Annotated in this window: 17 protein-coding genes and 1 pseudogene; 7 read left to right on the top strand and 11 right to left on the bottom strand. The window is 65.3% G+C overall.

Translation table 11 applies throughout. The features are described 5' to 3' along the window. Nucleotides 1-551: 551 nt before the first annotated feature. From AB0H00_RS29250 to AB0H00_RS29265, 4 genes and pseudogenes are all read left to right on the top strand, one after another. A pseudogene (locus AB0H00_RS29250) lies at nt 552-761 on the top strand (DUF3556 domain-containing protein); the annotation flags it as partial. Between the two features lie 713 nt (nt 762-1,474). Beyond that, entirely contained in the window at nt 1,475-2,422 is a 948-nt protein-coding gene (locus tag AB0H00_RS29255; protein ID WP_357272643.1) for a helix-turn-helix domain-containing protein, read from the top strand. 368 nt (nt 2,423-2,790) lie between these two features. Next, the gene (locus AB0H00_RS29260; protein ID WP_357272645.1) at nt 2,791-3,708 is read left to right on the top strand and encodes a patatin-like phospholipase family protein; all 918 of its coding nucleotides are present in this window, start codon (nt 2,791-2,793) and stop codon (nt 3,706-3,708) included. 170 nt (nt 3,709-3,878) lie between these two features. Continuing rightward, the gene (locus AB0H00_RS29265; protein ID WP_357272585.1) at nt 3,879-5,123 is read left to right on the top strand and encodes an acyl-CoA desaturase; all 1,245 of its coding nucleotides are present in this window, start codon (nt 3,879-3,881) and stop codon (nt 5,121-5,123) included. Nucleotides 5,124-5,131: 8 nt separating this feature from the next. Here AB0H00_RS29265 and AB0H00_RS29270 read toward each other — a convergent pair whose 3' ends face one another. The 8 genes from AB0H00_RS29270 to AB0H00_RS29305 form a co-directional block, all read right to left on the bottom strand. After that, nucleotides 5,132-6,040, bottom strand: coding sequence for an alpha/beta hydrolase (locus AB0H00_RS29270; RefSeq protein WP_357272586.1), 909 nt, complete (start codon nt 6,038-6,040; stop codon nt 5,132-5,134). A gap of 61 nt (nt 6,041-6,101) precedes the next feature. After that, nucleotides 6,102-6,704, bottom strand: coding sequence for a TetR/AcrR family transcriptional regulator (locus AB0H00_RS29275; RefSeq protein ID WP_357272588.1), 603 nt, complete (start codon nt 6,702-6,704; stop codon nt 6,102-6,104). A gap of 106 nt (nt 6,705-6,810) precedes the next feature. After that, nucleotides 6,811-7,626, bottom strand: a complete 816-nt coding sequence (locus AB0H00_RS29280) for an oxidoreductase (RefSeq protein ID WP_357272648.1) — start codon at nt 7,624-7,626, stop codon at nt 6,811-6,813. Between the two features lie 666 nt (nt 7,627-8,292). After that, complete coding sequence (locus AB0H00_RS29285; RefSeq protein ID WP_357272590.1) at nt 8,293-9,051, bottom strand: MerR family transcriptional regulator; 759 nt, start codon at nt 9,049-9,051, stop codon at nt 8,293-8,295. Nucleotides 9,052-9,503: 452 nt separating this feature from the next. Then, complete coding sequence (locus AB0H00_RS29290; RefSeq protein WP_357272593.1) at nt 9,504-10,688, bottom strand: acyl-CoA dehydrogenase family protein; 1,185 nt, start codon at nt 10,686-10,688, stop codon at nt 9,504-9,506. 197 nt (nt 10,689-10,885) lie between these two features. After that, nucleotides 10,886-12,133: a wax ester/triacylglycerol synthase domain-containing protein gene (locus tag AB0H00_RS29295; protein ID WP_357272595.1), complete on the bottom strand. Its 1,248-nt coding sequence runs from the start codon at nt 12,131-12,133 to the stop codon at nt 10,886-10,888. Between the two features lie 35 nt (nt 12,134-12,168). Then, entirely contained in the window at nt 12,169-12,435 is a 267-nt protein-coding gene (locus tag AB0H00_RS29300; RefSeq protein WP_357272597.1) for an acyl carrier protein, read from the bottom strand. Nucleotides 12,436-12,507: 72 nt separating this feature from the next. Further along, nucleotides 12,508-19,158, bottom strand: a complete 6,651-nt coding sequence (locus tag AB0H00_RS29305; protein WP_357272600.1) for an SDR family NAD(P)-dependent oxidoreductase — start codon at nt 19,156-19,158, stop codon at nt 12,508-12,510. Between the two features lie 130 nt (nt 19,159-19,288). On the opposite strand from AB0H00_RS29305, the gene AB0H00_RS29310 reads away from it, so the two are divergent. The 3 genes from AB0H00_RS29310 to AB0H00_RS29320 are packed head-to-tail and all read left to right on the top strand — an operon-like array spanning nt 19,289 to nt 22,777. Beyond that, nucleotides 19,289-20,389, top strand: a complete 1,101-nt coding sequence (locus tag AB0H00_RS29310) for an AMP-binding protein (protein ID WP_357272602.1) — start codon at nt 19,289-19,291, stop codon at nt 20,387-20,389. Continuing rightward, entirely contained in the window at nt 20,389-21,759 is a 1,371-nt protein-coding gene (locus tag AB0H00_RS29315; protein ID WP_357272604.1) for an aldehyde dehydrogenase family protein, read from the top strand. Before AB0H00_RS29310 ends, AB0H00_RS29315 begins: the two co-directional genes overlap by 1 nt. Before the next feature lie 31 nt (nt 21,760-21,790). Next, nucleotides 21,791-22,777 carry an aldo/keto reductase gene (locus AB0H00_RS29320; protein ID WP_357272606.1) on the top strand — a complete coding sequence of 329 codons (987 nt, stop codon included), beginning with the start codon at nt 21,791-21,793 and terminating at the stop codon, nt 22,775-22,777. Nucleotides 22,778-22,817: 40 nt separating this feature from the next. Here AB0H00_RS29320 and AB0H00_RS29325 read toward each other — a convergent pair whose 3' ends face one another. From AB0H00_RS29325 to AB0H00_RS29335, 3 genes are all read right to left on the bottom strand, one after another. Further along, nucleotides 22,818-23,933 (bottom strand): cytochrome P450, encoded by a 1,116-nt coding sequence (locus tag AB0H00_RS29325; RefSeq protein ID WP_357272608.1) that lies wholly within the window; start codon nt 23,931-23,933, stop codon nt 22,818-22,820. Between the two features lie 95 nt (nt 23,934-24,028). Beyond that, nucleotides 24,029-25,132: an SDR family oxidoreductase gene (locus AB0H00_RS29330; protein WP_357272611.1), complete on the bottom strand. Its 1,104-nt coding sequence runs from the start codon at nt 25,130-25,132 to the stop codon at nt 24,029-24,031. Between the two features lie 316 nt (nt 25,133-25,448). Then, a complete protein-coding gene (locus AB0H00_RS29335) occupies nt 25,449-26,717 on the bottom strand; it encodes a wax ester/triacylglycerol synthase domain-containing protein (protein WP_357272613.1) in 1,269 nt (422 codons plus the stop codon). Nucleotides 26,718-26,802: the final 85 nt, after the last annotated feature.

The raw sequence follows: 26,802 nt of genomic DNA on the forward strand, positions 1-26,802 counted from the left end.
GAAATCCGCCGTCTTCTGGCACACGTGATCACACACTCACCCGACCGCGCAGCGATCTGGCGATGGTCAACCTGGCGCCGACGCCACCAATACAGAGCCAAGAAGGCCCACTACCAGCGCCGACACCGATTACATCACGAAGTGCAGCTGGAGTACTAAGCACAAAGCCCGTCCGAAAGTGTGTCCCCGCAGACCTTTCCGGCCTCGGAGACACCCATTACCCTCATACTTCGTGGCAAGTCGAAGATGGTCGAGGTCACGGCTGCGGCCATTGAACATTTCATATGGCGGCGCGCCTCCGAATCGGGTTATCCGTATATTCCAGGACCAGGATGTCTGAGAGTTCACCGAGCGTTTCGGGGCCCTCCGCGGCTCCACTCGAGGTAGCCGTTTCGGCGGCGCGGACGCCATCCGGGTTTATTTTCCCCGAATTGCTTTCGCGCTCGTGGTCTCCTGAGGAGGAAATATGGGGTTGACCACGGGGGATCTTCCGCCGGTCGACCCGCCGACATTCCAGCAACGGCCTCTTCCGAACCGGATACGTGTGCTGTCGAAACTATCCCGACGATCTGCGTCGCTCCGCGGCGGCTGGCGGGGTGCCATATGTACTCGGAACGTTCGTGGAGATCAGCGTCCCGCTGCTGTTGTTGTGCGCGACGCATCCGGTAATCATCCTGCTCGGTGTGGCGGTCGCGTTCCACTTCTTCATCGTGTCGACGTTCCCGCTCGCGGTGCCGACGGAGTGGCACATTCTGTTCGCACCGACCGGGTCGCCGACGCGGTCGCCGAACGGCCCTGGTCGCCCAACAACCCGATCCCATTCGACATGGAGTGGGTGTTGGACTCGCATACCAACCCGGTCTTCCAGACCGATCTGCAGGAGTCTCTATGCACAACCCCGCATCCTCGACCGGCGACGTTCGGCGGACGTGACCACGGCCGTCGTCGTCGGCGGACCCGATGGCTCGCCGCAGCCGTCCGCATATCCCGGTACGGTGTCGAAGGTCAACTGGCGAAGGGAGTCGACTGTCATCCACCGCAGTCGGCGAAGTTCGGCACTGCGGTATCCGCGGACACCTCCTCGTTCGCCAGTCACGAAGGAGGCGCACCTATGACCGCCTTTCCCGGCTCGCCTCATCAGCGCCAGTTGTCCCAGGTCCCGGTGGATGATGCCGTCGCGGTCATAGCGGACATCGCACGCACGCTGAAATCGCGCGAACGCGAGATCTCCCAGGCGATGAGCGCCATGATTGCGCGAGAAGTCGACCACCTCGACAACGACCCACAATTGATGGAAATGTTCGAGGCCAGTGTGCACGGCAACCTCGCCACCCTCCTCCATGTCTTGGCCAACGATATTCCCGTCGACCATTTGCAACCCACCACCGCGGCCGTCGAAAACGCATTACGACTCGCCCAGCGGGAAGTTCCCTCCCATTCCCTGGTACGTGCGTACCACATGGGCCAGAACTACATGCTGCGGATTTGCCACGACGAGATCGATCGCCGCCGCCTGCCCGCGCCGCTCGCGCTCGCCGTCGTCAAGAGGCTCACCGAGATCATCTACACCTACGTCGAATGGATCACCCTCTACGTCCTAGCTGCCTACGAGGCTGAGCGCAGCCGGTGGGTGAATGCCCGCGGCAGCGTGCACTCCTCCACCGTCCACGCCGTGCTGTCCGAGGACACTGCCGATACAACTGCCTTCGAGACCGAAACCGGCTACCCGCTCGACCAAACCCACCTGGCTCTTATCCTGTGGCGCCCCGGCCATGAGAAACCGAGCACCTGGAAACTCCTGGATACCCAAGCGCGGACGCTCGCCCGTGGCCTGCGCGCCGAGGGCCCGGCACTGGTCACGGCCATCGACCGCCACACAGCATGGGCGTGGCTGCCGTTCGGCCACCGCCACCCGGTGATCGACACCACCGAACTGCACGCCATGGTGGATCCCGCCGACGGGGTGCGACTGACGGTCGGACTGCCCGGACACGCACTCGGCGGATTTCGCCGCTCGCATCGACAGGCCATCGCCGCATACTTCGTCGCCAGCGTTCCCGGGATTTCGTCCTCGCATATGATCGTCGGCTTCGGCGATCCCGGTGTGGCCGTCATCTCCTTGCTGGCCAAGGACCTGGACTCCACCCGCGCGTGGGTCCGTGAAGTCCTGGGCGAACTGGCGTTCGACACCGACCAGGCAGCCACTCTGCGCCGCACCCTCAGCACCTACTACACGACCAGCGAAAGCCATGTGCGTACTGCCCAAATCCTCACTCTGCACCGCAATACGGTCAAATACCGCGTCATCAAGGCGATCGAGGCCACCCGCGTCGGCACCGCCCCACACGACAAACTCGATATCGCGCTGGCTTTGCAGGTCTGCCGCTTCCTCGGTGCCACCGTCCTGCGCCGACCCTCCTGATTATCCGATAATTCTGCAGGCACGGCACGCGGTGCTACACCACCGGCAGAAAAGGGTTACGAATACACCGAAATCAAGGACGTCGGAATAATGATTTTCCGGTGTGGGTGACTGCGGTAGGTTGCAGTGAGTATTTCGGCTCTAGTGGCCCACAATAGAACGACCGTGGTGGGCGATCTCCTTCAATCGAGCTCCGTGGCCCGGCGAGGTCATTCGCCGGGTCGATCGGCATGACTGCCTGCGTTGCGAAATTCTTTTGTGCTCCGAACTGATTCGATTTCGAAAAGGATAGTCTGTTGATTGAGGAACGGGTGACGGTTCGCATTCTGGCCGGTGTAGCCGGGCTCAGCCTCGCTCTTATGGCAGGGATGGTCAATGGCGCCGTGGATAGTTTGAATTCCAGGAGGGCGAAAATTCTGGCTGATCATGGTGTCACACGGCCGACACCTATTCAGCCAGTCGTACTAGGTGTCAGCGGAGGGGCTATCGGGGCTGCCGCCGCAGCATTGGGAATGACTCGCGCGCAGCTACGTCAGATCGCCGCCGATCATCCGGCAAACGAAGTAGTCGGCAACCGAAGCCTTCGCGCGATGTTGACCAAACGCACCCTCTACCCCGATGCTCGGCTACGCGAACTCGCACACGCGGTGGTCGGCGATCGGACATTCGCTGATTTCGCGCTGGAACCGAACCTGGCTCGGCGGCAGCCGTCGGGGATCGTTTCCTCCTTGATCATTTCGGTCTACTCGGGCGAGCACGGCACGTTATTCCTTCCACAGGATTTGCCGAAGCTGGGTTTGACCGATATGCCCGTAGCCGATGCACTGGTCGCGGCGACACGGATACCGGGAGCCTTTCCCGCGGCCACCGCGCTCGATCACATCTTCGACGGCGGAACGCACCATCGTGTCCCGTATGAGGTATTCGGGTCTCATCCCGCGCTGATTCTCGACCTCTACGGCCCGGAGCCGCACTACAGCCGCGGCGGTCTACTCCTCCCGGTGGTCCACTCGTCACTGCCGATGATTCCCCGTCGTCCACGACCTTTCCGTGACGAAAAGGTATGCGCGCGAACCGTTTTCGCCGAGATGCCATATGGGTCGGCGTTGCAATCCCCGACGCGTTCGCCCGAGGAGCTCTTCGACTACGGCTACGACATCGCGGCAACGTGGGTCGACACCCGCACCGCCGACCAACTCTTCGCCGTCGTCGATCCAGATGTACTCGGTGAGCTGATGCCGGTGTCACCGGCCGAAGATTTCGCGGCGCTCGGCCCTCGGCGATAACGGTAGACCGGAACTCGAGGTGCGGATGCTTGTCGCTTCGCGAGGCACGATGGCGTCAGCAGCGCCGGTGAGGCCCCGAGTCCGCGGCGGATTTGCTGTCGAACTCGCCTGCCGGCCCTACGGCACTCGACGGCAACGAGTGAACGCTCCAAGCAGTAGAAAGGACTCCCGTGGCGATCACGGACATAAAGACGTTTTCCCATATGAACCAAGCAGATATCGATGCCCTGTGCAAGAAACTGGACGCGATTCGTCGAGACATCGAATTGTCGCGAGGTGAACGCGATGCCAATTATATTCTGCGTGTGATCAGAGCGCAGCGGATGCTGGAGTTGGGCGGACGATTGACATTGTTCGCGAGTCGACGGCGACCGGCGTGGCTGGTCGGCACAGCGATGTTGGCTCTAGCGAAGATCATCGAAATGATGGAGCTCGGACACAACATCAGCCACGGTCAGTGGGATTGGATGAACGATCCGGAGATTCATTCTACGTCGTGGGAGTGGGATTTCGTCGGTTCGTCGGCGCATTGGAAGCGGTCGCACAACCACTTCCACCACACATACACCAATGTCTTCGGCATGGACGAGGACCTGAGCTTCGTCGTCATGCGAATGACTCGGGACGAACCGTGGCGTCCGGTTCACCTGTTCCAACCGGTGTCGAGCCTTGTGGTCGCGGCGTTTTTCGAGTGGGCGATCTCGGTGCACGACTGGGCGCTGGAACGCCGGTTCACGCACACATCGCGCCAGCGGTTGTTATCGAAGCCGAACAGGGAGTTCGCGCGAAAGATCGCCCGCCAACTAGGCAAAGATTTCGTCTTCTATCCGGCGCTGACAGGTCCAGCGTTCAAACGAACGCTCGGCGCCAATGCCGCCGCGCTGCTGCTGCGGAACCTGTGGTCGTTCATCGTCATCATGTGCGGGCATTTCCCCGACGGTGCAGAGAAGTTCACTATCGAGGAGTTCGACAACGAAACCCGTGGTGAGTGGTATCTCCGGCAACTGCTTGGCACCGCCGACTTCGAGGCGGGGCCGGTGTTGGCGTTCATGTCAGGAAATCTCAGCTATCAGATCGAGCATCATCTGTTTCCCGACCTGCCGAGTAACCGCTATGCCGAGATTGCGGTGCGGGTACGTGCGCTGTGTGACGAATACGACTTGCCCTACACTAGTGGCTCGCTGACCAAGCAATTTTTGCAGGCATTGCGGACGATCCATAAACTTGCGCTGCCCGACGGGTTGTTGCGTCGCACCGTTGACGACGCGCCTGAGACCAGCTCCGAACTCAAATTCATCGGTGTATCGAGCCAGCATGCGACATCAGATCGGCTTCCGGCTGACCCCGTCACCGGCAAGCGCCGTGGCCTCCGTACGGCACTCGTCAAGGCCAAATCAAACCTGAACCCATTGTGAGCGCCCGTTCAGCCGCCGTTGAGTGCTTCGCCCAGGGCGGTGGTCTGGGCCTTGACGAAGGCCCGGGAGATGGCGGCCTTCGCTTCGATGGAGTCGAAGTTGTGGTAGGCGCCGGGCACTACGTGAAGGGTGCAGTCGACGCCGGCCTGCTGCAGTCGCCGGGCGTAGGTGACGTCCTCGTCGTGGAACAGGTCGTTCGTGCCGACGCCGATCCAGGCGGGCGGAAGGTCGGAGAGGTCGCCGTAGCGGGCCGGCGCGGCCAGCGGGGGCACGTTGCCGCCCGCGGTGGCGGGGCCGAGGTAGGCGCCCCAGCCGAACCGGTTGCTAGCCGGGCTCCAGATGCGGAGTCGCCGCGGGTCGATGTCGGTGCGGGTGGTGGTCCGGTCGTCCAGCATCGGGTAGGACAGCAGCTGCAGGACGGGACGGATCTCGCCGCGTTCCTTCGCCAGTAGCGTCAGCGCGGCGGCCAGACCGCCGCCGGCGCTGGCGCCGCCGACGGCGAGGCGTGCGGGATCGATGTCGGGCTGGCGGGCGAGCCATTGCAGCGCGGTGTAGCAGTCCTCCAGCGGCGTCGGGAACGGGTGTTCGGGTGCGAGCCGGTACTCCACCGAGACGACGACGATGTTGAGCTGATCGGCGATCCGGCGGCAGAAGGCGCTGTCCTGCGCCGCGTCGCCGAGCACCATCCCGCCGCCGTGGATCCACAGCAGCGCCGGAGTCCGAGGCCGGGCCGAAGCCGGCCGGAAGACGTGTACTGACACGTCGGTGTCGACGGAGACGACCTGCGCGTCCGGCCGCCGAGTGCTCCCGATGAGCTTGGTGAGGATACGGAGCGTGGGAAGCGTTCGGGCGTTGATGATGGTGCGGGGAAGGAACCGCGCGGCTCGCAGCTGCGGGTTGAAGGTGTGCTCGGTCATCGTTTTTCCTGACAGGAGGGCGACGTCGCCGGGTGTGCCGGCTTGTCAGCGGAAGTGTCGGTCATGGTCGGAGCTCGGCGTCCACCAGGGCCAATGCGTTGCGGAGGCCCTGCTCGAGGAGGTCGTCGGAGAGCTGGCGGTCCGTCAGGGCGCGGGCGAGCTGCAGCGTCCCGGCCATCAGGCTGAGGAGGCTGAGCGCCTTCACGCGGGACGCGAGCGGATCCTCGGGCGTCATGCGGGCGGCGAGGCCGTCGATGACGACCAGCACGCCGTCGGTGTACACCTGCCTGGTCGTGTCGCCGCTGCGCGCGATCTCATCGAGCAGGGCGGCGTGGGGGCAGCCGTCATCGAGGTCGTCCCGGTGGTCGGGCGACAGATACCAGCGCACGATCTGTTCGAGGCCGGCCGGGCCGGGCTCAACCTGCTCGACGATGTTCACGTGCAGTGTGTGCAGCTGGTGGGCGATCGCGGTGTCGACGAGGTTGTCCTTGGATGCGAAGTGGGCGTAGAAGGCGCCGTTGGTCAGGCCCGCGTCCTTCATGAGCGTCGCGACTCCGGAGCCGTCGATGCCATCTCGCTTGAGGCGTCGACCGGCCGTCGCGATGATCCGCTGCCGTGTTTCCTGCTTGTGTTCTTTCGTGTACCGCACCATGCGTTCCTCCATCTCAGCCCGGGCTTACGCTCCGGATACCGCCCTGGCCAGGGCTTTGCTGCTGCATGACTCTCCTCGGTAGATCTGCGAATGACTGGTTGGTGGATCTCGGCAGCGATCAGCTCGGCATCCGGTTGAATCTGCGGATGACGCGGTCGAAGATCCGGGCCGGGGCGACGCGGTACACCGCGTTGATGGTCCGGGCGGCCGTACCGGCGGTGCGCCGTAGTTTCGGGTTCCGGTCGGTTGCCGCCGCGACGATCACCTTGGCGACGACGGCGGGGTCGTCGCCGCTGCTGAGGTTCTTCTCCAGCAGCTCGTCGTAGTTGCGCCGTCCCGCCGCGTAGAGCGGCATGGGGGTGTCGGCCTCCACGCTGTGGCCTGCGAACGGAGTGTTGATCGGGCCGGGCTCGACGAGCAGGACCCGGACGCCGTACTCGCGAACTTCGTGGTCCAGCGACTGGGAGTAGCCCTCGACCGCGTGCTTGGTCGAGACGTAGACGGTCATGAACGGGCTGGGGACGAACCCGCTGAGGGAGGAGACGTTGATGATGCGTCCGCGGCCTTGGGCGCGCATGTGCGGCAGGACCGCCTTGGTCGTCCGCATGACGCCGTAGACGTTGATGTCGAAGATGTCCTGCGTCTGGGTGATCGAGAACTCTTCGGCGGCGCCGGTTGAGCCGACGCCGGCGTTGTTGACCAGGACGTCGATGCGCCCGCACCGGTCGATCACCTGCTTGACCGCCGAGGCGACCGATTCGTCGCTGGTCACGTCCAGGTCGAGGTAGGTCACCCCGGTAGGCGCAGTGAGGCGCGCGGTGTTGCGGCCGGTTCCGATCACCTCGAAGCCCGCGGCGGCCAGCGCGATCGCTGCCGCCTTGCCGATGCCTGAAGTGGCGCCTGTTACGAGCGCGACCTGCTGAATTGTTGTCAGCACTGGCTCCCTACGGTTTAAATTACGTTCATACGACCATAGCGGGTCGGCGGCCGCGAGGGGAAGGCCTTCCAGAAATTAGATTATGATCGTACTCTCAGTGGGCGGAGGCGAGGACCACCAGCGGGCCGGACGGGTGAAGGAACATGCGGTGCGGTACAGCAAGGGGCACAAGCGGGCGACACGGCAGCGGATCATCGAGGCCGCCGGCCGCCGGTTCAAGACCGACGGCATCGACGGCTCAGGGATCGCCATGCAGATGGCGGACCCGGGGCTGACGCGCACCAACAGCCCGCCCTGTTGGCGAGGCCCGCCGCACCTTTGGCTTGGCCGCCGCCGATCAACTTCCAATGCGCCCGGGCAACGTACTAGGCGGTACCAGCGAAGGAGGGGAGTGGGTATCTGGCGACGGCTCAGTCGACGTTATCGGGCAGGGCTCGGCTGGAACGGGAGCGTCTCTAGCAGGCCGACCTGCGAGAGGGAGTGCCGCGTACTTCTCGAGTCGATGTAGTCGACATCGAGGCCTCCGGTAGCTCACCGGGGCTTTTGTCGTCTTCGGAAGTGTTCATGTCGGGGGTCGGGACTGGTCCGCCCCGTCCTACGCCAGCCCCGTGACCTGCCCGCTTAGCGCCGGATCGGGCGGATCTGCTCCCCGACCCCCGAGGACTACTCGCCGAGCCGCTCGTCCGCGTAGACGACCATCGCGTCCCGCTGATATTCGGCCAGGCCCTCGGCGATCTTCTCGTAGTTCGCCTTGAACCGCTCGTCGTCCAGATACATCTGGCCCAGGCATTTGTACGCGTCCCGGTTCGGGGTCCAGAAGCGGCATATGCCCTGGTATTGCGTGTGGATCTCTGCCTGGACCGCCACGTCGCCGACCGGTGTGCCTGCGACCATGAACTCGGCCATACGGATCATCGCCGCGGTCATCTCACGCTGCATGTGCTCGACGTCCTCGGCAGTCATCGTCGCGGTGTTGCGCTGAGACTGCTCGAACTCCTCCGGCCAGCGCTCGCGGGCCTCGTCGTCGTACTGCGTGTGGTCGAAGCCCTCGAACAGGTTCTCCGGGCGGTTGATCTTGACTGTCATTTCCGTCTGCCCTTCGAGTTCAGCGATGGTGCGCGCCACGGTGTCGGCCATCCGCGCCAGGCGGTTGCGCTCTCCGAGCAGGCGGATGTGCTGCCGTTTGAGGGCGGCGAGCGTGTCCGGTTCGGAGTCGACCGCCTGCGCGATCTCGGCAAGGCTCAAGCCGAGTTCGCGCAGGACGAGGATCTGCTGCAAGCGCAGCAGTTGCTCCTCCTCGTAGTAGCGGTAGCCGTTTGTGCCCACGTAGGCAGGCTCGAGCAGTCCGATGTCGTTGTAATGCCGCAAGGTGCGGGCGGTGACGCCCGACATCCTCGCCACATCCGCGATCGACCAGCTCATGACACTTCCCATCGTTGCGTGAGGCCGGTCCGTCCGGCCTCGTCTTCGACCGTAAAAGTTGCCGTAACGTGAAGGTCAAGCGGGAATGCGCCGAATCAGCTGAGAATTCTGTCTGCCCACCGCATCGATGATGACGACGACAGCCTCGTCATCCCCTCGGCTGTGAAGAGGTCTTCATCGACAAGGCATCCGGCGAGCTCGCCTCGCGCCTGGAGCTGAGCAAGGCGCTGCTGTTGCCAAGCTCGACCGGGTCGGCCGCTCCCTCGAGCACCTGATCGAGCTGTCCGAGACCATGCAGGAGCGTGGCGTGGATCTGGTCGGGCGAACCTTGTTCGGGGACAGGCTCGTTCGACCGCGTAGCTCGTCGTCGGTGAACAACTCGAGTAGCTGGAAGAGGTCGTCAGTGCTGGCTAGGCCCCATAAATCGAATCCGAGAGCTCAGCCGTGGGTGACTACTCGTTCCTGGGCTGAGCTCGTCCGAAGAGCGCATCGTATGCGTTGAAGTCCGGCTTCATTCCCGCGGCGACGAGTTCCCATAGCACTTCGTCGGTACCGCTGCCGATCCGGGACAACCGCATGTCCTGCCACCATCTGGCGAGCGGGGTTTCTTCCGTCAGATATCCAAGACCACCGAAGATGTGGAGGCATTCACCGACAACTTCTTGGCCCAGCCGCGCAGCGGTGACTTTCAAGCCCGCAGCCGTTCGTACGTCGATCTGCTCCGCCGCGGCCACCCCCTGCAATGCGAGTCGTAGCATGGCGACCTTGGCGTGCAGATCTGCCACCCGCAGGCGCAATGCCTGGTGGTCGAAAAGAGGTTTGCCGAACTGCTCACGTCGCATCATCCGCGCAACGGTGAGGCCGAGAACCCGGTCGCATGCGCCCGAAACTTGAGCGGCGATCGACAGGCGCTCATGCGTCAATCCCCAGGTTATCGCGGCCAATCCGGTGCCGGGACGACCCAAAAGCGCCTCATCGGGCAGCCACGTGTCGAACTCGATCGGGGCCGTGTCCAATGAGTTCGCCCCCAACTTGTCGTACGGTTTACCCACCGACGCCGACGTCAGGGGCAGTACGAACAAACCGAGGTTCCCCGGCCGATGGTCGCCTCCATTGTCTACACATTGCGCGAGCACCAACGCGAAGTCGGCGACGCTGGACAGCGATACGAACGCTTTCGCCCCGGTAAGCGCATACCCGCTACCGTCGCGGACGGCGGTCGTCCGTACAGCTTGCAGGTCCGAGCCGGCCATCTCTTCCGACGCGCCGATGCAGAACACCGCAGTGCCTGCCGTCGCGTCGGCGCAGAGCGAGCGGAGATGATCCGAACTGGCAAATCGATGAAGTATGGCGAGTGCTGAATCGTGCAGACTCACTCCTACGCCGACGCCGCCCGAGCATGCCGCACCGAGTGCCGTGTGCAACTCGACGAGTTTGGCGAGTTGGAACCGATATCCTCCCGCCCATTTGTCGGTGAAGATCCCGGCAGCACCGAGTCGGGCAAGAATTTCTCGTGGAAAAACGCTCTGCCGCTCTGCCTCCGCCGCCGTCTCACGGAATCTGTCGTCGAGCACGGCCTCGACTTCGGCACGGAAATTCTCGACCGAGTTGCCTCTCGTCACCGCGTTATTCGGCATGACGAGGCCTCCGATGCTTGTCAGTGCAATCCAACGTATTTCGTGGCGACATCACGAGAACCATGTCGCGACCTCCAGCCTCCGCAATTTCTCGGAGGTCGTGCGAGGTAGTTCGCCTGGTTTCACCTCGGCAACCATCAACAGACATTCGGTACGTACTTTCGAGATCGGGATCTCTGGTCAGCGCCGCACCCACGTCACACCTGTCCCACCATCAGTTCGCGCAGATGCTTGGCGAACAGACCGACATCTGGCAACGCGGCGGGGTCCGCCATCATCCCGATCGTGACCTGATCGCGCAGGATCAGGGCGGTTACCGCGAGCTCACGACCCAGCATCGGGTGGAAGCCGACGACATTCGTTATCTCTCGACCCAGCAGGCGGTCGTCTGGACTGAAAGCAGGGTTGACGCCTACCGCCAGGTCCCAGCTGTCGGCTGCGATCAGCTGGGTCATCAACACCTGTGCGCGCCATGGCAGATAGCTCAATCCGTGTGAGGTCTTGGGGGCGTCCATGGCTTGGCGCAACGGATCCGATCTGTGCAGCGCAGCCTGGACATCGTGGACTCGCTTCGACAATGAATCCGCCGCGTCGGGTAGTTCGAGGATCGCCAGCGACGCGGCATTCCCCGTGTGCGCCAGCGTATGGTCCAGCGATACCGGAAACATTATGCGTAGCGGACGATCGGAGTGTTCCGGGAAAGCCCGCGCGAAGGCGAGCCCGGCCACCGCGTACACATACTCTTGCGTCGAGGCGCCCAGCTTCAGTCGGTTCTGCCGCACCGTCTCGGTGGGGACCGCGATCTCGGCTACCCGACGCACGGCCCGGTCCCCCACGGGGCGCACGTGTCCCCGGCGCCGACCTTTACGCCTGACCAGTCGAGAACTCCGCGTCCCGGCCGCCAAGGCCGCGACCGCATCGACCGGACCGACCTCGAATCGCGGCGTGCTGACAAAGCGCTGGTACTCGGCGGTGCTTCCGGAGACAGTATCGATGAGCATGGCGACGAAGCCGGCCGCGGCGAGCCCGTCCGACAGCGCATGATGCACACGCAACAACAAAGTCTGAGCTTTGGTGTCCTGCTGGTGGACCAGAGTGAAGTCCCATGGGGGAGCATCACGCCGCATCGGACTACCCATGAGTTCTTCCACCTGACGGAGCATCCCGAATCGGTCCGCGACATGATGCTCCTTCGCATGCTCGGTCGGGTCTATCGAGGTTGCGATGGTGAAATGGGGTTTGCGTCGAGGACGTGTCGGCAGCACCAACCGATACAGATCACTCTCGTTGACCCGCTGTGCGATTCGCGCCCGCACATCGTCGATCCGGACGGGCTCGCCGTCGGAGGACAATTCGAGCACAAGAACCCAGTTCATCGGATGCGCGGGAACATCCAGGCGCAAGTGGTGACTGTCGAGGCTGCTCAATTCGATCTCGGCGGGCATGACAATCGCACTCCTCTCTCGTCCATTGGAGATTGTTATGCATCCGCCGACGTGCCCGGAGCGCCCGCAAGCGCGACCCGAAACAAAGCGTCGACTTCGCCTATCGTGCGGCACTCCATCAGTCGTTGTCCGGACAGCTGAAGTCCCGTTTGTTCCTCGATGGCGACCAGCGCGATCGCGAATGCCACCGAATCCATTCCGAGATCTTCGATCAAGCGATCGTCGGGATCGACGTTCTCCACATCGAGGGCGAGATCTTTTTGGAAGACACGGCATAGCTTGTCGCTCAACCAGCTCGACATGCTGTTGAACTCCCTTCGACAATGATGGCGGGGTCTGAACTGTGTTCTCGTCGGCCGCGCGCAGTCGGCCGGTCACCGGCCGGCCGACGGCTGGGAATCGGCAGCCGTGCTTCGCAGCATTTCCTTGCTCACTCGGCGTGCGAGGGCGGTGGGATCGGGATTGTCGAAGAGTGCGTCGGTGCGCAGGTGCAGGCCGGTCAGCCGATTCAGCCGGTTGCGGAGCTCCACGGTGGTGAGTGAGTCGAATCCGAGATCACGGAAAGTCTCGTCTGCGGCGATCGAGTGGCCGACGGGGTAGCCAAGGACGTCGGCTGCCTGTGTGAGAACCAGTTCGAGTACGAGACGGTCCCGCTCCGGTTCGGTGGCTCCGACGAGTTTGTCGGTCCACGAGCCCTTTTCGTGTCGGGCCGGTTCGGTGGTGGCGCCGGTCCTGCTCTCGCGCTCGGGAACGAGGTCGCGGAGTATCGGCGGCTGTTCAGCTCGGGAAGAGCGCAGGACCGACAGATCCCACCGTGCCGCGATCGTCATCGCTCTGGTGCTGTGGCGGGCCACGTCGAACATCTCGATGCCATCGGCGGCGGACAGCGGGACCATTCCGCCACGGGTGACGCGTCGGTGGCCGATCGGGTCCAGTCCGCGGCTGATCGGCGACGGTGAAGCCCACAGGCCCCATGCGACCGCGCAGGCGGGCAGTCCAGCGCCCCGGCGGTGGTAGGCCAGGGCGTCCAGAAATGTGTTGGCCGCGGCGTAATTCGCCTGACCGGCATTGCCGAAGACACCTGCGGCCGAGGAGAACAGCACGAACTCGGAAAGATCGAGATCGCGGGTCAGTTCGTGCAGGTGAAAAGCGGCGTCCAGTTTCGGACGCAGGACACGGTCCAGCCGGTCGGTGTCGAGAGATTCGAGGGTGCCGTCGGCCACGATGCCTGCCGCGTGCACGACAGATCCCAGGGAGGGAATCGAGGCCAGCAGTGCGGCTACCTCTTCGCGTACCGAGACGTCGCAGGACACGATGCGAACATCGGCTCCCCGCGCGGCAAGTTCGGTCGTGAGTTCCGAGACCGACTCAGCTGTCGGTGCGTTGCGGCCGGCCAGCACCAGGCGCCGCGCACCGTGCCGGGTTACCAGGTGCCGTGCGATCTGGGCGCCGAGCGTGCCGGTGCCCCCGGTGATGAGCACAGCGCGTTCCGGATCCGGCCGTACCGGCACGGTAAGTACGACTTTGCCGGTGTGTCGCGCATTGCTGACGTAGCGGAGTGCGTCTCCGGCCTGCCGGATGTCCCAGGCGCTGACCGGCAGTGGGCCGATGGCCCCGTTATCGATCAGTGCCTGCAGCGCCCGGAAGAGGTCGGCGACTCGGTCGAGCTCGAGATCGGCGAGGTCGAACGGCCGGTAGGTGACGCCGGGATGCTCGCCGGTGACGGTGTGGGGGTCGCGGAGGTCGGTCTTGCCCATTTCCAGGAATCGCCCGCCCCGTGGCAGCAGGCGCAGTGAGGCGTCGGTGAACTCCCTGGACAAGGCGTTGAGCACTACGTCGACTCCGCGTCCGTCCGTGGCCTGCCGGACGAGTTCTTCGAAGTCGAGCGTTCGCGAGGACGCGATATGCCGATCGTCGAGGCCCTGGCGGCGCAGGGCCTCCCATTTGCCTGGGCTCGCGGTAGCGAACGCTTCGGCTCCGAGATGACGGGCCAACTGCACGGCCGCCGTGCCGACACCTCCCGCGGCCGAATGGATGAGAATCGACTCGCCCGGTGTGAGATGCCCCAGATCGACCAGGGCGTGATATGCGGTGAGGAACGCGATGGGGAATCCGGCCGCCTGGGCGAACGACCAACCGGTCGGGATGTGGACCAGGCAGCGGTGATCGGCGTCGGCCTGGGTCGCGAAGGCGTCGTCGAACACGCCCATCACCCGATCGCCGACGGCGAAGGTCGTGACGTCCGAGCCCACCTCCGTCACCACTCCGGCAGCCTCTCGCCCCATGCTCGACGCGCCCGGATAGATGTCCAAGGCGACCAGCACATCGCGGAAGTTGATACCCGCTGCGCGCACGGCGATCCGCACGTGCCCTGGCGGCAGCGGTGCGAGAGGGTGGGATACGAGAGTCAGCCGGTCGAGGTCGCCAGGCTCCTCGAGGTGCAGGTGCCACGATGAGCTATCGGCGGGGGGCCTGAGTTCCGTGGTCCCGGTGTTCGCGCGTACCAGTCGCGGCACGTATAGGGTGCCGGACCGCGCCGCCGACTGCGTCTGTCCGGACGCGAGCGCCGCGCTCAGCGCCGCAGGCAGGCCGGCGCCCTGGTCCACGTCCAGCAACAGGATCCGGTCGGGGTTCTCGGTCTGTGCCACACGGACCAGCCCCCAGATCGGTGCGTGGGCGAGATCCGCGACGTGATCGCCCGCGGTGATCGCTACCGCTTCGCGTGTTACCACCGCCAGGCGCGAGTCGGCGAAACTCTCATCGGCGAGCCAGGAACGAAGCAGATCCATGACGCGGGCGGTCTCGGCATGTCCCGCCTGGATCACGCTTGTGCCGTGCTCGTCCGGGCCGGCGCAGGAGACCACCACCACCTCTGGTGCCGGTGCGTCTGCGCCCACCGCCAGGGCGAGTGTGTTCCAGTCGGGCACGGTCAGGACCGAGTGCCCGCTCGTTGCGAGAGCGGCGGTCACGCCGATCCGGTCGGTGCCCAGCACAGCGATGCCGCGTTTCGCGGAACGCAGTGCGACGTCCGGTTCCGGGGCAGGGACCCAGTCGAGCCGGAACAGGGCCTCCGCCGTGGACTGCGCCAAGAGCCGGTGCTTCACCTCCGGAGGCGGGCACAACGTCGCCTCGCCCCCCCGCGCGGGCCGCAACATGAGCGAGGCTACGTCGAGGACCGGTCGTCCGGTCTCGTCGGTCACGTGGAGCGACAACTTCATCGAATCGTTCGCATCGGGACCATCGACCCGGATCCGGGCCCGAAGCGTGCTGGGCCGCAAGGCGCTCCGAGTGACGCCACTCCACGAGAACGGCAGCCATAATCCGGTCGGTACCGCGAATTGCGTGGCGTGCATAAGGGTGTCGAGGGTGGCGTGCATAAGGGTATCGAGGAGAGCGGGATGGATGCCGAACCCACCGACGGATACCCCCTCGGGCAGATGTGCTTCCACATATACGTCGGCATCCGAGCACCAAGCGGCTCGCAGGCCACGGAACGCAGGACCGTAGACCATTCCGCGCGCGGCGAGCTGCTGATACAGGTCGTCCACGGGTAGCGGGACCGCGTCGGGCGGGAGCCACTGCACATCGCCGGCCGGCGGTTCGGCGTCGGAACGCAGGACTCCGGTCGCATGCCGAGTCCACGGTTCGGGCTTGCCGGTATCCACTCCTGTTTCCGGCCGGGCGTAGATGGTCACCGGCCGGTCACCGTCGTAACCCGCCGCGCCGACCTCCACCTGGAGCCGAATATCGGTGTCGTCGGGCAGCAGCAGCGGTTCCTGCAGGATCAGCTCGTCGAGCCGATCGCAGCCGAGGTGGCCACCGGCGTGCAACGCCAACTCCAACAGAGCCGTTCCCGGAAGTACCGGATTGCCGCGGATGGTGTGGTCGTCGAGCCACGATGCGCTGCGTCGGGAAAGCCGGCCGTCGAAGACGTGCCCGGCGGTGCCGGCAAGCTCGACAGGCGCGGAAAGCCACGGGTGGTCGTCGGCGCCGGTCCGTGTGATGGTCCCGCCTACAGGCCAGTAGCGTTGCCGTTGGAAGGCGTAATTCGGCAGGTCGACCTTTCTCGGTCGAAGTGCGGCGAAGAGAGTGTCCCAGTGCAGGGGCACGCCGTGGACGTGGGCTCCGGCCAGAGCTGTCGCTACGGTGCGGGCCTCGGGCCGACCGGGACGCAGGACCGGACCGAGTTGCCGATCCTCGGGCAGGCAATCGCGGGCCAACGCGGTGAGCACCCCGTCCGGGCCGATCTCCAGATACCCGGTGACGCCGTCGGCGTCCATCCGGAGCAGCGCGTCGTAGCAGCGTACGGTGTCCCGGGCCTGCCGGACCCAGTACTCCGGGGAGCAGGCCTGCGCGGCGGTGAGGGGAGCGCCGGTGACACCCGAGATGATCGGGAGCTGCGGTGCGGCGAATGTGACACTCTCGGCCACCTGTCGAAACCGTTCGAGCATGCCGTCCATGCGCGGTGAGTGGAAGGCATGGCCGACCCGCAGTAGCCGGGTTCGGCGCCCCGACGACTCCCAATAGGTGGTCTGGTCGGCTATAGCTGTGGCATCGCCCGAGAGTACGACGGACTGCGGCCCGTTGACCGCCGCGATGGCCAGGTCGAGGTGGTGCACGGCCAGTGCCTCGGCGGCTTCGCGCTCACCGGCCGCGACCGCCAGCATCGCTCCGCCGGGGGGCATCTCCTGCATCAGCCGGCCCCGCGCGGCGACCAGGGTGCACGCATCCGTCAACGACAACACGCCCGCGACATGTGCGGCGACGAGTTCGCCGACCGAGTGGCCGAACAGCACGTCCGGTCGTACCCCGGCCACCTCCAGGAGGCGCACGAGTGCCAGTTCACACGCGAACAGGGCAGGTTGGGTGAACTCGGTCCGATCGAGGAGTTCGGCGTCCGCGGACCCCGGTTCGGCGAAGAGGATCTCCAGCAGCGGCCGGTCGAGCAGCGGGTCCAGATGGGCGCAGGTCGTGTCCAGTGCGTCCGCGAATACGGGGGAGCGGTCGTACAATTCGCGCCCCATGCCAACACGCTGGGCCCCTTGGCCGGTGAACATGAACGCGATCTTGGGGTCCGGTGTCGCCGTCCCCTGTATCACACCTGGCTGCTCGTGACCCTCCTCGATCGCTTCGAGACCACGGAGGTAACCATCCCGGTCGTCCGCGAGCACGACGGCGCGGTGCGAGAACGCCGTGCGGGTGGTGGCCAGGGCATACGCGATATCGACCATCGGGAGATCCAGATGGGAGCGCAGATGATCGGCGAGTCGGGCTGCCTGCGCGCGCAGTGCGGGACCGCCGCGGCCGGATACCACCCAAGGCACGGTTCCGGGCTCGGGCGCCGGACTCGGTCCGGAGCGGGCCGGGCCGTCGGGCGTGGCTTCCTCTTCCAGGATCACGTGTGCATTCGTCCCACTGATTCCGAACGAGGACACCCCGGCGCGGCGTGGGCGTTCGACGCGTGGCCACGGCCGTGACTCGGTCAGTAGCGATACCCCACCGGCCGACCAGTCCAACTCCGCCGGCTGGTCGACGTGCAGCGTGCTGGGCAGCACGCCGTGGCGCATGGCCTGCACGGCCTTGATGACACCGGCGATCCCGGCAGCGGCCAGAGTGTGGGTGAGGTTCGATTTCACCGAGCCCAGCCACAGCGGCCGCTCGGGCGGCCGCTCGTGACCGTAGGTCGCCATCAGCGCTCGAGCTTCGATCGGGTCGCCCAGTTGGGTACCGGTGCCGTGGGCCTCGACCATGTCGACATCGTGCGGCCCCAGGCCGGCGTCGGCCAGTGCCTGCCGGATCACCCGGCGCTGCGCGGGGCCGTGCGGTGCGGTCAGGCCATTGCTGCGGCCGTCCTGGTTGATCGCCGATCCGCGGATGACCGCGAGCACCCGATGGCCATTCCTGCGGGCATCGGCCAGTCGTTCCACCAGCAGTACCGCTGCCCCTTCGCCCCAGGCGGTTCCGTCGGCCGCTGCGGCGAACGCCTTGCACCGGGCGTCAGGCGCCAGGCCGCGTTGTTTGCTGAACTGCACGAAGGGCTTCGGAGTGCAGATCACCGACACGCCGCCCGCCACGGCCAAGGAACAGTCACCCGCCCTCAGCGCCTGACCCGCCAAGTGCAGTGCCACCAGGGATGACGAGCAGGCGGTGTCCACCGTCAACGCGGGCCCCTCGAATCCGAGGGCATACGCCACGCGTCCCGAGGTGACCGCGAACGAGTCGGCGGCGCCAAGGTAAGCGCCGTCCTGGCCGGGCTCATGCGACAGGCTCTCGTACCCGTGGGTGGTCATACCGAGGTATACGCCGGTCTGTGTCGCACGCAGGCTGGTCGGATCGATCCGGGCGTGCTCGATCGCTTCCCACGTCGTTTCCAGCACCAGGCGCTGCTGTGGGTCCATCGCCAGTGCCTCGCGGGGCGAGATGCCGAAGAAGGCCGCGTCGAAGCGGTCGGCATCGGCGAGGAACCCGCCGTGGCGCACGTAGCAAGTACCTGGGCGATCCGGGTCCGTGTCGAAGAGGCTGTCCAGGTCCCATCCCCGGTTGCCAGGGAATGGGGACAGGGCCGAGCGTTCTTCGGCGACCAGGCGCCACAGATCATCGGCGGATGCCACCCCGCCGGGCAGGCGGCAACTCATCCCGACGATGGCGAGTGGCTCGTCGGACGTGACGCGATCCGGTGCGGCCGCGGTCGGTCGCGTCGGGCGCGTGGCGGCGGTCAGGACGCTCCGGAGATATTCGGCGAGTGCCCGTGGGGTCGGGTACTCGAAGACGACACTCGCTTCGATGGGCACGTCGAGCGCGTCGGACAGGAGGTTGGCCAACTGTACGCCGGCGATCGAGCCGAGACCCGAGTCCCAGAACGCACGGTCGATCGCGATGGCCTCGGCCGGAAGGTTTCCGTGCGCTCGGGCGGCTGCCTCGCGAACGAGTTCGGCGAGGCGCCGCTCGTCGTCGGCGACACCGAACCCGTTGCCTCCCCGATGCTTACGATCTGGAGCAACGATTGACTCTTCGCCAGAGTTCACAGCACACTTCCTTTGTGGGCCTTTACATCACAGGTGGGTCGGCATTCGCCGGAAAGTGTTCGAATCGCGTGTCGAGGCATCATCGTATCGTGCACAGAGGCGAAAACACTTGGGATCGAAAGGAATCCGTATGCGAGGCTTCCCGGACTCCGTTCTGGAACCGCCCATCGGCGAAACGCCCGACACCGAGGATTTTCTGGCTGCGGCCATGCGCTGGCATTTCTCCCCGGACACCGGTTCGAACTTCTGGCTCGACCGCGCCGCGACGCTCGATTTCGATCCGGTACACGATGTCCGGTCCTTCGCCGATCTCCGGCGGTTTCCCAACGTGGTCGACGAACTACGCACAGTGCCGGTCCAGGACCTGATTCCGCGCGGGTATGGCCGCAACGCCCCGGTGTTCGGTGTCTACGAAAGCGGCGGTACGACAGGCAGTCCCAAACGCCTGGTCTTCCTGGCCGACTGGATGGACCGCGTCGTCGACTGGGCGATGCGGGACATGGATACCCGCGGACACCCGTACGGCGTCAACTGGCTGACTCTGGTCCCGAGCGGGCCGCAACTGTTCGGCGACTGGACCGCCGAGTTGGTCCGGCGCCGGGGTGGCGTCCGTTTCTGTATCAATATGGATCCTCGCTGGGTGAAGAGGATGATCGGTGCGGGTGAATCCGCCGTCACCGACCGCTACGTCGACCATCTCATAGCGCAGAGCGCGCACGTCCTGCGCAGCCAGGACGTCGGAGTACTGGTGTGCACTCCTCCCTTGCTGGAGCGGCTGTGCCGGGACGACGAGCTGGTCGAGCTGATCAACGCCAAGGTCCGGCTGATCGTCTGGGGGGGAGCGCGAATGGATCCGGATACCCGTCGGTTCCTGCGCACCGATGTATTCCCGGGCATCGAGCTGTACGGCTACTACGGCAACGTCACGATGCTGGGCACGACGATCGAGCGCCCGGGTCCGTCCGACGACAGTCGGTGCGTCTACGACACCTTCTCTCCGCACATCACCCTCGCGGTCGTCGATCCGGAGACCGGACTACCTGTTGCATACGGCGAGCGCGGCCAGGTGATCGTGAACCACATCAGCCGGGCGATGTTGCTGCCCAACAACTCCGAGCGTGATCTCGCTGTCCGAGTCGAACCGCCGCCGGGGCGGCTCGGTGACTCCGTCGCGGACATCACATCGATGACTGCCTTCGCTGGGACAACGGTCATCGAGGGCGTGTATTGATGCCGGACCCTGTGCAGCTCGACGTGCTCGGCCCGCGCGGTGCGTTCCGTGCCGTAACCCGCCGACGCATCGACGATGTCACCGGAAGTTCGGTTGCCGAGCTGAGCTTGGCGCCGCAGGTGTTCGTGAGCCGCGCACTGTCCGCTCTGCGACAAGCGTCGGTGGCGCCGGAAGATGAGCGCATCGCCATGCTGGCGCGGGCGGGCCACCTGTTCGCGACGAGCACGCTGTGCGGGCTGTCACCTGCCGACTATCAGTGGCTGACCTGCCGGGTCAGTGGTGTGCCGATCGCCGCGGTGCGCCGCGCGACGCAATGGATACAGACCTGCGCGGAACATGTCGAACGTGCGGTGACCGATGCCTGTCCGCGAGCGGCGGCGGACAACGGCGCTCGCACCGGTTCCGAACTCGGAATCCGCCGCGTTACCTGGGCTCGGCGCGGTGACGTGTTCGCCGTCTGCGCGGCGGGTAATCACCCCGCCGTGCAATCGCAGTGGCTGGAGGCCGCGGCGCTCGGATATCGCGTCGTGGTGCGCCCCTCCTGGCAGGAACCGTTCACCCCGCACCGGCTGGTTGCCGCGCTGCGCACAGCTGGCTTCGGGGCGGATCAGGTCACCTTGCTGCCGACCGACTCGGAGGGCGTCGATGCGCTGATCCGCGGCGCGGACCTGGCGGTGGTGTACGGCGCGGACCTGGCCGGTCGGTACGCGACCGACCGCACCGTGGCAACGCACGGCGCCGGGAGGTCGAAGGTCCTGCTCGCCGGCGACGGTTGGCGTGACCATCTGGACATGGTCGTGCAGTCGGTGGCCCACGACGGTGGCACCGCCTGCGTGAATGCGACGACCGTATTGGTCGATGGGGATCCGGGGCCGCTCGCCGAGGCCCTGGCCGCGCGGTTGGCGGAGTTGCCGAGCCTGCCGCCGCAGGACGACCGGGCAGTGCTTCCCGTGCGCTCACTGGCGAGCGCGCGGGTGATCGAGCAGTACCTGCTGCGTCATGTGCAGGGCGCTCGGATATGGCTGGGTAGCGACGGAGTCGTAGACGAGCTGGGTGACGGCAGCGCTGCGCTGCGGCCGGCGGTGCTGCAAGTGGACCGGGCAGGGGCTGCGGGAATCGGTGTCGAGCTGCCCTTCCCCTGCGTGTGGGTCGCCCCGTGGTCTCGGGCAGACGGGGTGGGGCCGCTACGGGACACACTCGTACTGACGGTGGTGACCGACGACGAGGAACTGATCGACCGGCTGGTCGTCGAGCCGTCGATCGGCAATGTACATATAGGCAGCCACCCGACATGCGCTATGGAGGCGGGTATTCCACCGGACGGATACCTGGCGGACTTCCTGATGCGCGGCAGAGTGGTGTTGCGATGACGACACGGACGGAACAAGGGGGAGGTCTTCGATGCAAATACGCCGAATCGGTGGTCTGACCGTGGGAGCCCAGGGACTCGGGTGTGCCGGGATGAGCGAGTTCTACGGTCCGACAGACGATGTCGAGTCGACCGCCACCATCCATCGGGCCCTGGACCTGGGTGTCACACTCTTCGACACGGCCGACATCTACGGCCGGGGCGGGAATGAGAAGCTGATCGGGCAGGCGCTCGCCAAGCGTCGCGACGAGGCGGTGATCGCTACCAAGTTCGGCCTGGTCCGCGCCGCGGACGGATACGCGAGGACCGTGTGTGGCGATGCCGGTTATGTGCGGCGCGCGTGCGAGGAATCACTGCGACGTCTCGGGGTGGACCATATCGACCTGTACTACCAGCATCGCGTCGATCCGGCGGTCCCGATCGAGGAAACCGTCGCGGCGATGGCCGAGCTGGTTGCCGCGGGCAAGGTCCGGGAGCTGGGGCTGTCCGAAGCCGGTGCCGCGACGATCCGGCGGGCACACGCCGTACATCCCCTTGCCGCTGTCCAATGCGAGTGGTCGCTGTGGACCCGCGATCTGGAACAGGACGGCGTTCTGAGAACATGCCGGGAACTCGGCGTGACCCTGGTAGCGGCCTCTCCTCTCGGCCGGGGCTTCTTGACCGGAAGATTCACTTCGGCGGCGGATTTCGAGCCACTGGACTTCCGCAGGGCAACGCAGCCGCGGTTCGCCGACGGGAACCTGGAACACAACCTGCCGATCGCTGCCCGGTTGCAGGCGCTCGCGCACCGCCACGGTGTGACAGCAGCGCAGTTGGCGCTGGCGTGGGTACACCACCGTGGTGCGGACGTGGTGGCGGTCCCTGGTACCAAGCGCAGAAAGTATTTGGAGGACAATGTGATCGCGGCCGATCTCGTCTTGTCCGAATCCGCACTCGGTGACCTCTCGGCCGCCGTTCCGGCGGCCTCCGTCGCCGGAGAACGCTGCGGCCCCGCGATGGCCCGGCAATTGGGCCTGTGACGGCCGCCGGTCGGTGGTCTGCGACCGGGCCCGCCGCGGATCAAACGAAGGTCACCGGCAGCGACTCGAGCGAGCGAACGGACAGGTTCATCCGCCATCGAATCGGCTCACCGGTGAGCCGCACAGCGGGCGTGACGCGACACAACTCGTCGAGCACGATCTCCGCTTCCGTCTGTGCCAGCGTTGAACCGGGACAGGTGTGTACCGAATAACCGAACGCGAGGTGCCGGTCGCTGCCGCGCCAGATGTCGAACCGATCCGGATCCGGGAAGACCTCAGGATCCCGATTGGCTGCGCCCGCATGGAAGTACACGAGGCTACCCTTTTCGATCCGGATGTCGCGCAGGGTGGTCTCGGCAGTCGTCAGGCGAGAGATTCGCTGCACGGGGCTTTCATAACGGAGTGCTTCCTTCACCGCGCCGCGGATCAGCTCTTGATCCTGGCGCATCGCAGCGAGCTGTTCCGGATGCCGAAGCAGCAGCATGATCCCGTTCCCGATCAGATTGCTCGTGGTCTCGAATCCGGCGAAGACCATCATCAGGCAGATCGCGACGATATCGTCATCGCTCAGCGATGGATCGCCCGCAAGTGTGCTCAGCAGATCTTGCCGCGGCTTCTCGCGTCGGGCGTGCACCATCGGACATAGCAGGTCACTCGTCCGTAGGACGGCTTCCATCGCGGCCTCTGCGCGGGGTAGGTAAGCCTGCGGATCCGCACCGAAGAAGTCGACAATGTCCACGGCGCAGCGCTTCAGCAATCCCACCGCGTCGTCGGGGACACCGAGGATTCGCGATGTCACGTACAACGGCAGCGGCAAAGCCAGCTCCGCTATTATGTCCATGCCGCCGCGTTTGACTCCGTCCCACAGCAACGTCCGGGCCGTATCGCGGATCAGCCGTCGGAAGCCCGCTACGGTCGCCGGTGTCATCGCCCGCGTGATCGGGATCCGCAATCGAGCATGTTCATCGTGATCGAGCATCAACGGCCAGCGGCTCAACACCTCATACAGCGGAATGAACCGGTTCCGTTCGTCTGCGGGAAACTGCGCCAGGCGTGGGCTGATTCGGTCGGCGGAGATCGACGGGGCGGCCAGCCCGTAGCGGACGTCCGCATAGCTGGTGACGATCCAGGCCTGCAGGTGTTCGCTGAAGGTCACCGGTCGATCGTTCCGCAGCCGGCCCAGGACAGGATAGGGATCGTTTCTCGCTCCAACGGTGTGCAAGTCGTAGTCGTATGCGGCGTTGGCCATATTCAGTTCCCATCTCCGAGGCGGGGGGCCCGCGGAGCCACCGGGGCGATACCGATGCCCGCCGACAGGTAATCGAGGTCGATGCGGACCGGTGAGGCGGGTGGACCGAGTACTGACACTGTCCGGGTGTCGTCGTACCTGCGACGATGACTCAGCATCGCTGCGGTGGGCGACCTGTCGAGGAATGTTTCGAGTGCGGTCCGTTCGGCATGCGCCGAGGATTCCATCGTCATCTGCAACGGAGCCAGAGTTTCCATGAGGTCCATCAGCACTCGCACCGAAACGTCGTGCCCGTGCACGACATGGTACGTCGCCATACGACGGGGGTGCTCTGCGTCGGTCAGCCGGGCCAGGGTCTGCGCGGCGCGTTCCACCGGGTGGAAGTTCAAATGCCCTTGCGGGTATCCGATCACACGCACCACAGCCCGCGATGTCCCGCACAGGCGGGCAGCAGCATCTCGGATGATCTGTCCTAGGGACAACAAGGTATGCGGTGGCAGATCCGCATGTGGTGGGCGGTCGGTCACCAGGACACTGGGACGCGCCACGACCACAGCCCGGTCGTGCCGGCGAGACCAGTCCCGAACCAGCGTTTCCGCCTCGAATTTAGTTTTCTCGTAAGCGTTTTCGAACCCCGCCGAACCGTCCAGTTCCGACTCGTACACCACCCCCTCGCGACGGGCTCCTGCCACGAAAGCGGTACTGACGTGACACAGCAGCGGCGGGCGTCGCCCGGCCGATACGAGCTCGAGTATGTGGCGGGTTCCGTCCACGTTGATCGGCCACAGCGATTCCAAGTCGCCGTGTAGTTCGGTGCTGGCAGCGCTGTGCCAGACGACATCCACTTCGTCGGCCAGCCGGTGGAAGGCCGTGCGGGACAACCCGAGCATCGGCAACGACACCTCCGATTCGACGATGCGGATCCGCCGGGGCAGCGCATCCAGCAGCCGCGGCGGTTCGCCCACGAGTTCGAGAAACCTCGCGATACGATCCAGCGCCCCTGGATCACGGACCAGAGCGACGAGATCGTGGTGGCGAACCAATAACTCACGAACGAGGTGAAGACCAAGAAAGCCGGTCGCACCAGTAACCGCAACAGAAGACATGAGGACCTTTGCTGACCGCCGGGCGAATCCCAGACTACCGGTTCTTCACCTCGGACTCGGCCGGATCGGTGCGAAAACCACCGTCCGATGCCGGTCCGAGGAGATTCGGCGCTGAGCCGGGCCGCTGTCTCGGTCGTCCCGGGAGCAAGGATCGAAACCTGTGGACGACCGGGAGGAATACCTTCCCGGATGATCTGAAGGGCAACGGGTTTCGATCGCCGGGCGGAAAGATACGTCCCATGCTCAGTAGCCGACGATCGGTCCGACTCCAATCCGGACGGCGCGCCCCGCGGGGTTGCCGCTGGACATCGCACAGTCAGCTTCGGAGCGGGCTCGCGTTCCAGGTTCGGATTGTGTCCTGCCACATGTGGTGAATTCGGTCGAGGCCAGGAAAGCCCTTGTCCGCTCTGAAACATACTGTGGCGTAGCCCTCGTAGGTGAACGAGAGTACCGCGAGGGGAGTCCCCGCAGGGGCGCACATCACCGGGTATACAGCGGTGACGGGGCTGCCCCGAAACGCCAAGCGATGACGAAGAGTGATATGTGATGCGCCGACAGGGCCACGTCGACGACCTGCGATCGTGTTCACCGTGGCGCGCGCAAGCCACATAGGCACGTGGTCGACGCCGGCACGTAGCGCTGTTCGGACGCACGGAGATTTCAATGGCATGGTCGCATGGATCGTGCCGGCTATCCGTTGCGCCGGATCGAGAGACGTTGCGGGCAGCCTGATGTGGGTAAGAGCGGTTCGGTTGCCTGGCAGGTCCACCTCCGCCGGTCGGCGGATATTGGCTGGCACCGCGAAAGCGAGGTCGCGTCGGGCGGGAATATCGCTCATCGTATCCAGCCAATGCGCAAGGCTGTGGGCGATGGCCGCGATGTACACATCGTTACGGGTTCCGTCGAAAGTCGCAGCGATCGATCCGAGCGCGTCGGTGGGTACACGGCTCCAGTGAAGCGTCCGATCGGGCGTTGTTCGACAGTGCGGCACATTCCACTTTCTCGCCTGCCGAACGTTGCGGACGGACATCCTAAGACAACGCCCGTAGTCCGCCGCCGTGGGGCGGTGCCGGGTGTAACCGTGGTACACCGCTGAGGATGTCTCTGCGGGGATTTCCGGGCCGAACAGCGACTCCAGAGTGTGCAGCATGCCTCCGGCGTCCTGCAGGTAGTGGTGGGCCAGATACAGCAGTGCATACTGCCGTGGGGTACGGCCGTGGAGCAGCCACAGTCGCCAATGCGGGGCCTCATCGGGCAATTCGGTCCTGGTCAGCTCGGCGACGACACTTTCCAAGTTTTCCTGCTCACCGGGCGCCGCGCGCTCTGCCACATGAACCGCGAGATCTGGGTAGCAGGAGACTGTCCACCGGGTGGCTCCCGGGGGCAGATATGAAGTCAGGGCGGGTAGTACTGGTAATCGGGCGGCAATGTGGTCCCGAAGCTCGCTCAGTTCTGGAGGTTCACCGTCCACGTGGAGGACCGCGCCGACAAGCATTTGCGTATCGGGGGAGCGGGGCAAGAGCGCCCGGAATGCCCGGTCCACCGCTGCGGCGGACGCTCCGCGGACACTGCGGATCGCGACCATCGTTATCCTGCCACCCCGTTAATCATCCCGAGCCACCTTCGTAGAAGCATACGACCGGATCGCCTGCTATGTGCCCGTTTCTGCG

This window comes from Nocardia sp. NPDC023852 (assembly GCF_040639505.1).
Taxonomy (GTDB): domain Bacteria; phylum Actinomycetota; class Actinomycetes; order Mycobacteriales; family Mycobacteriaceae; genus Nocardia.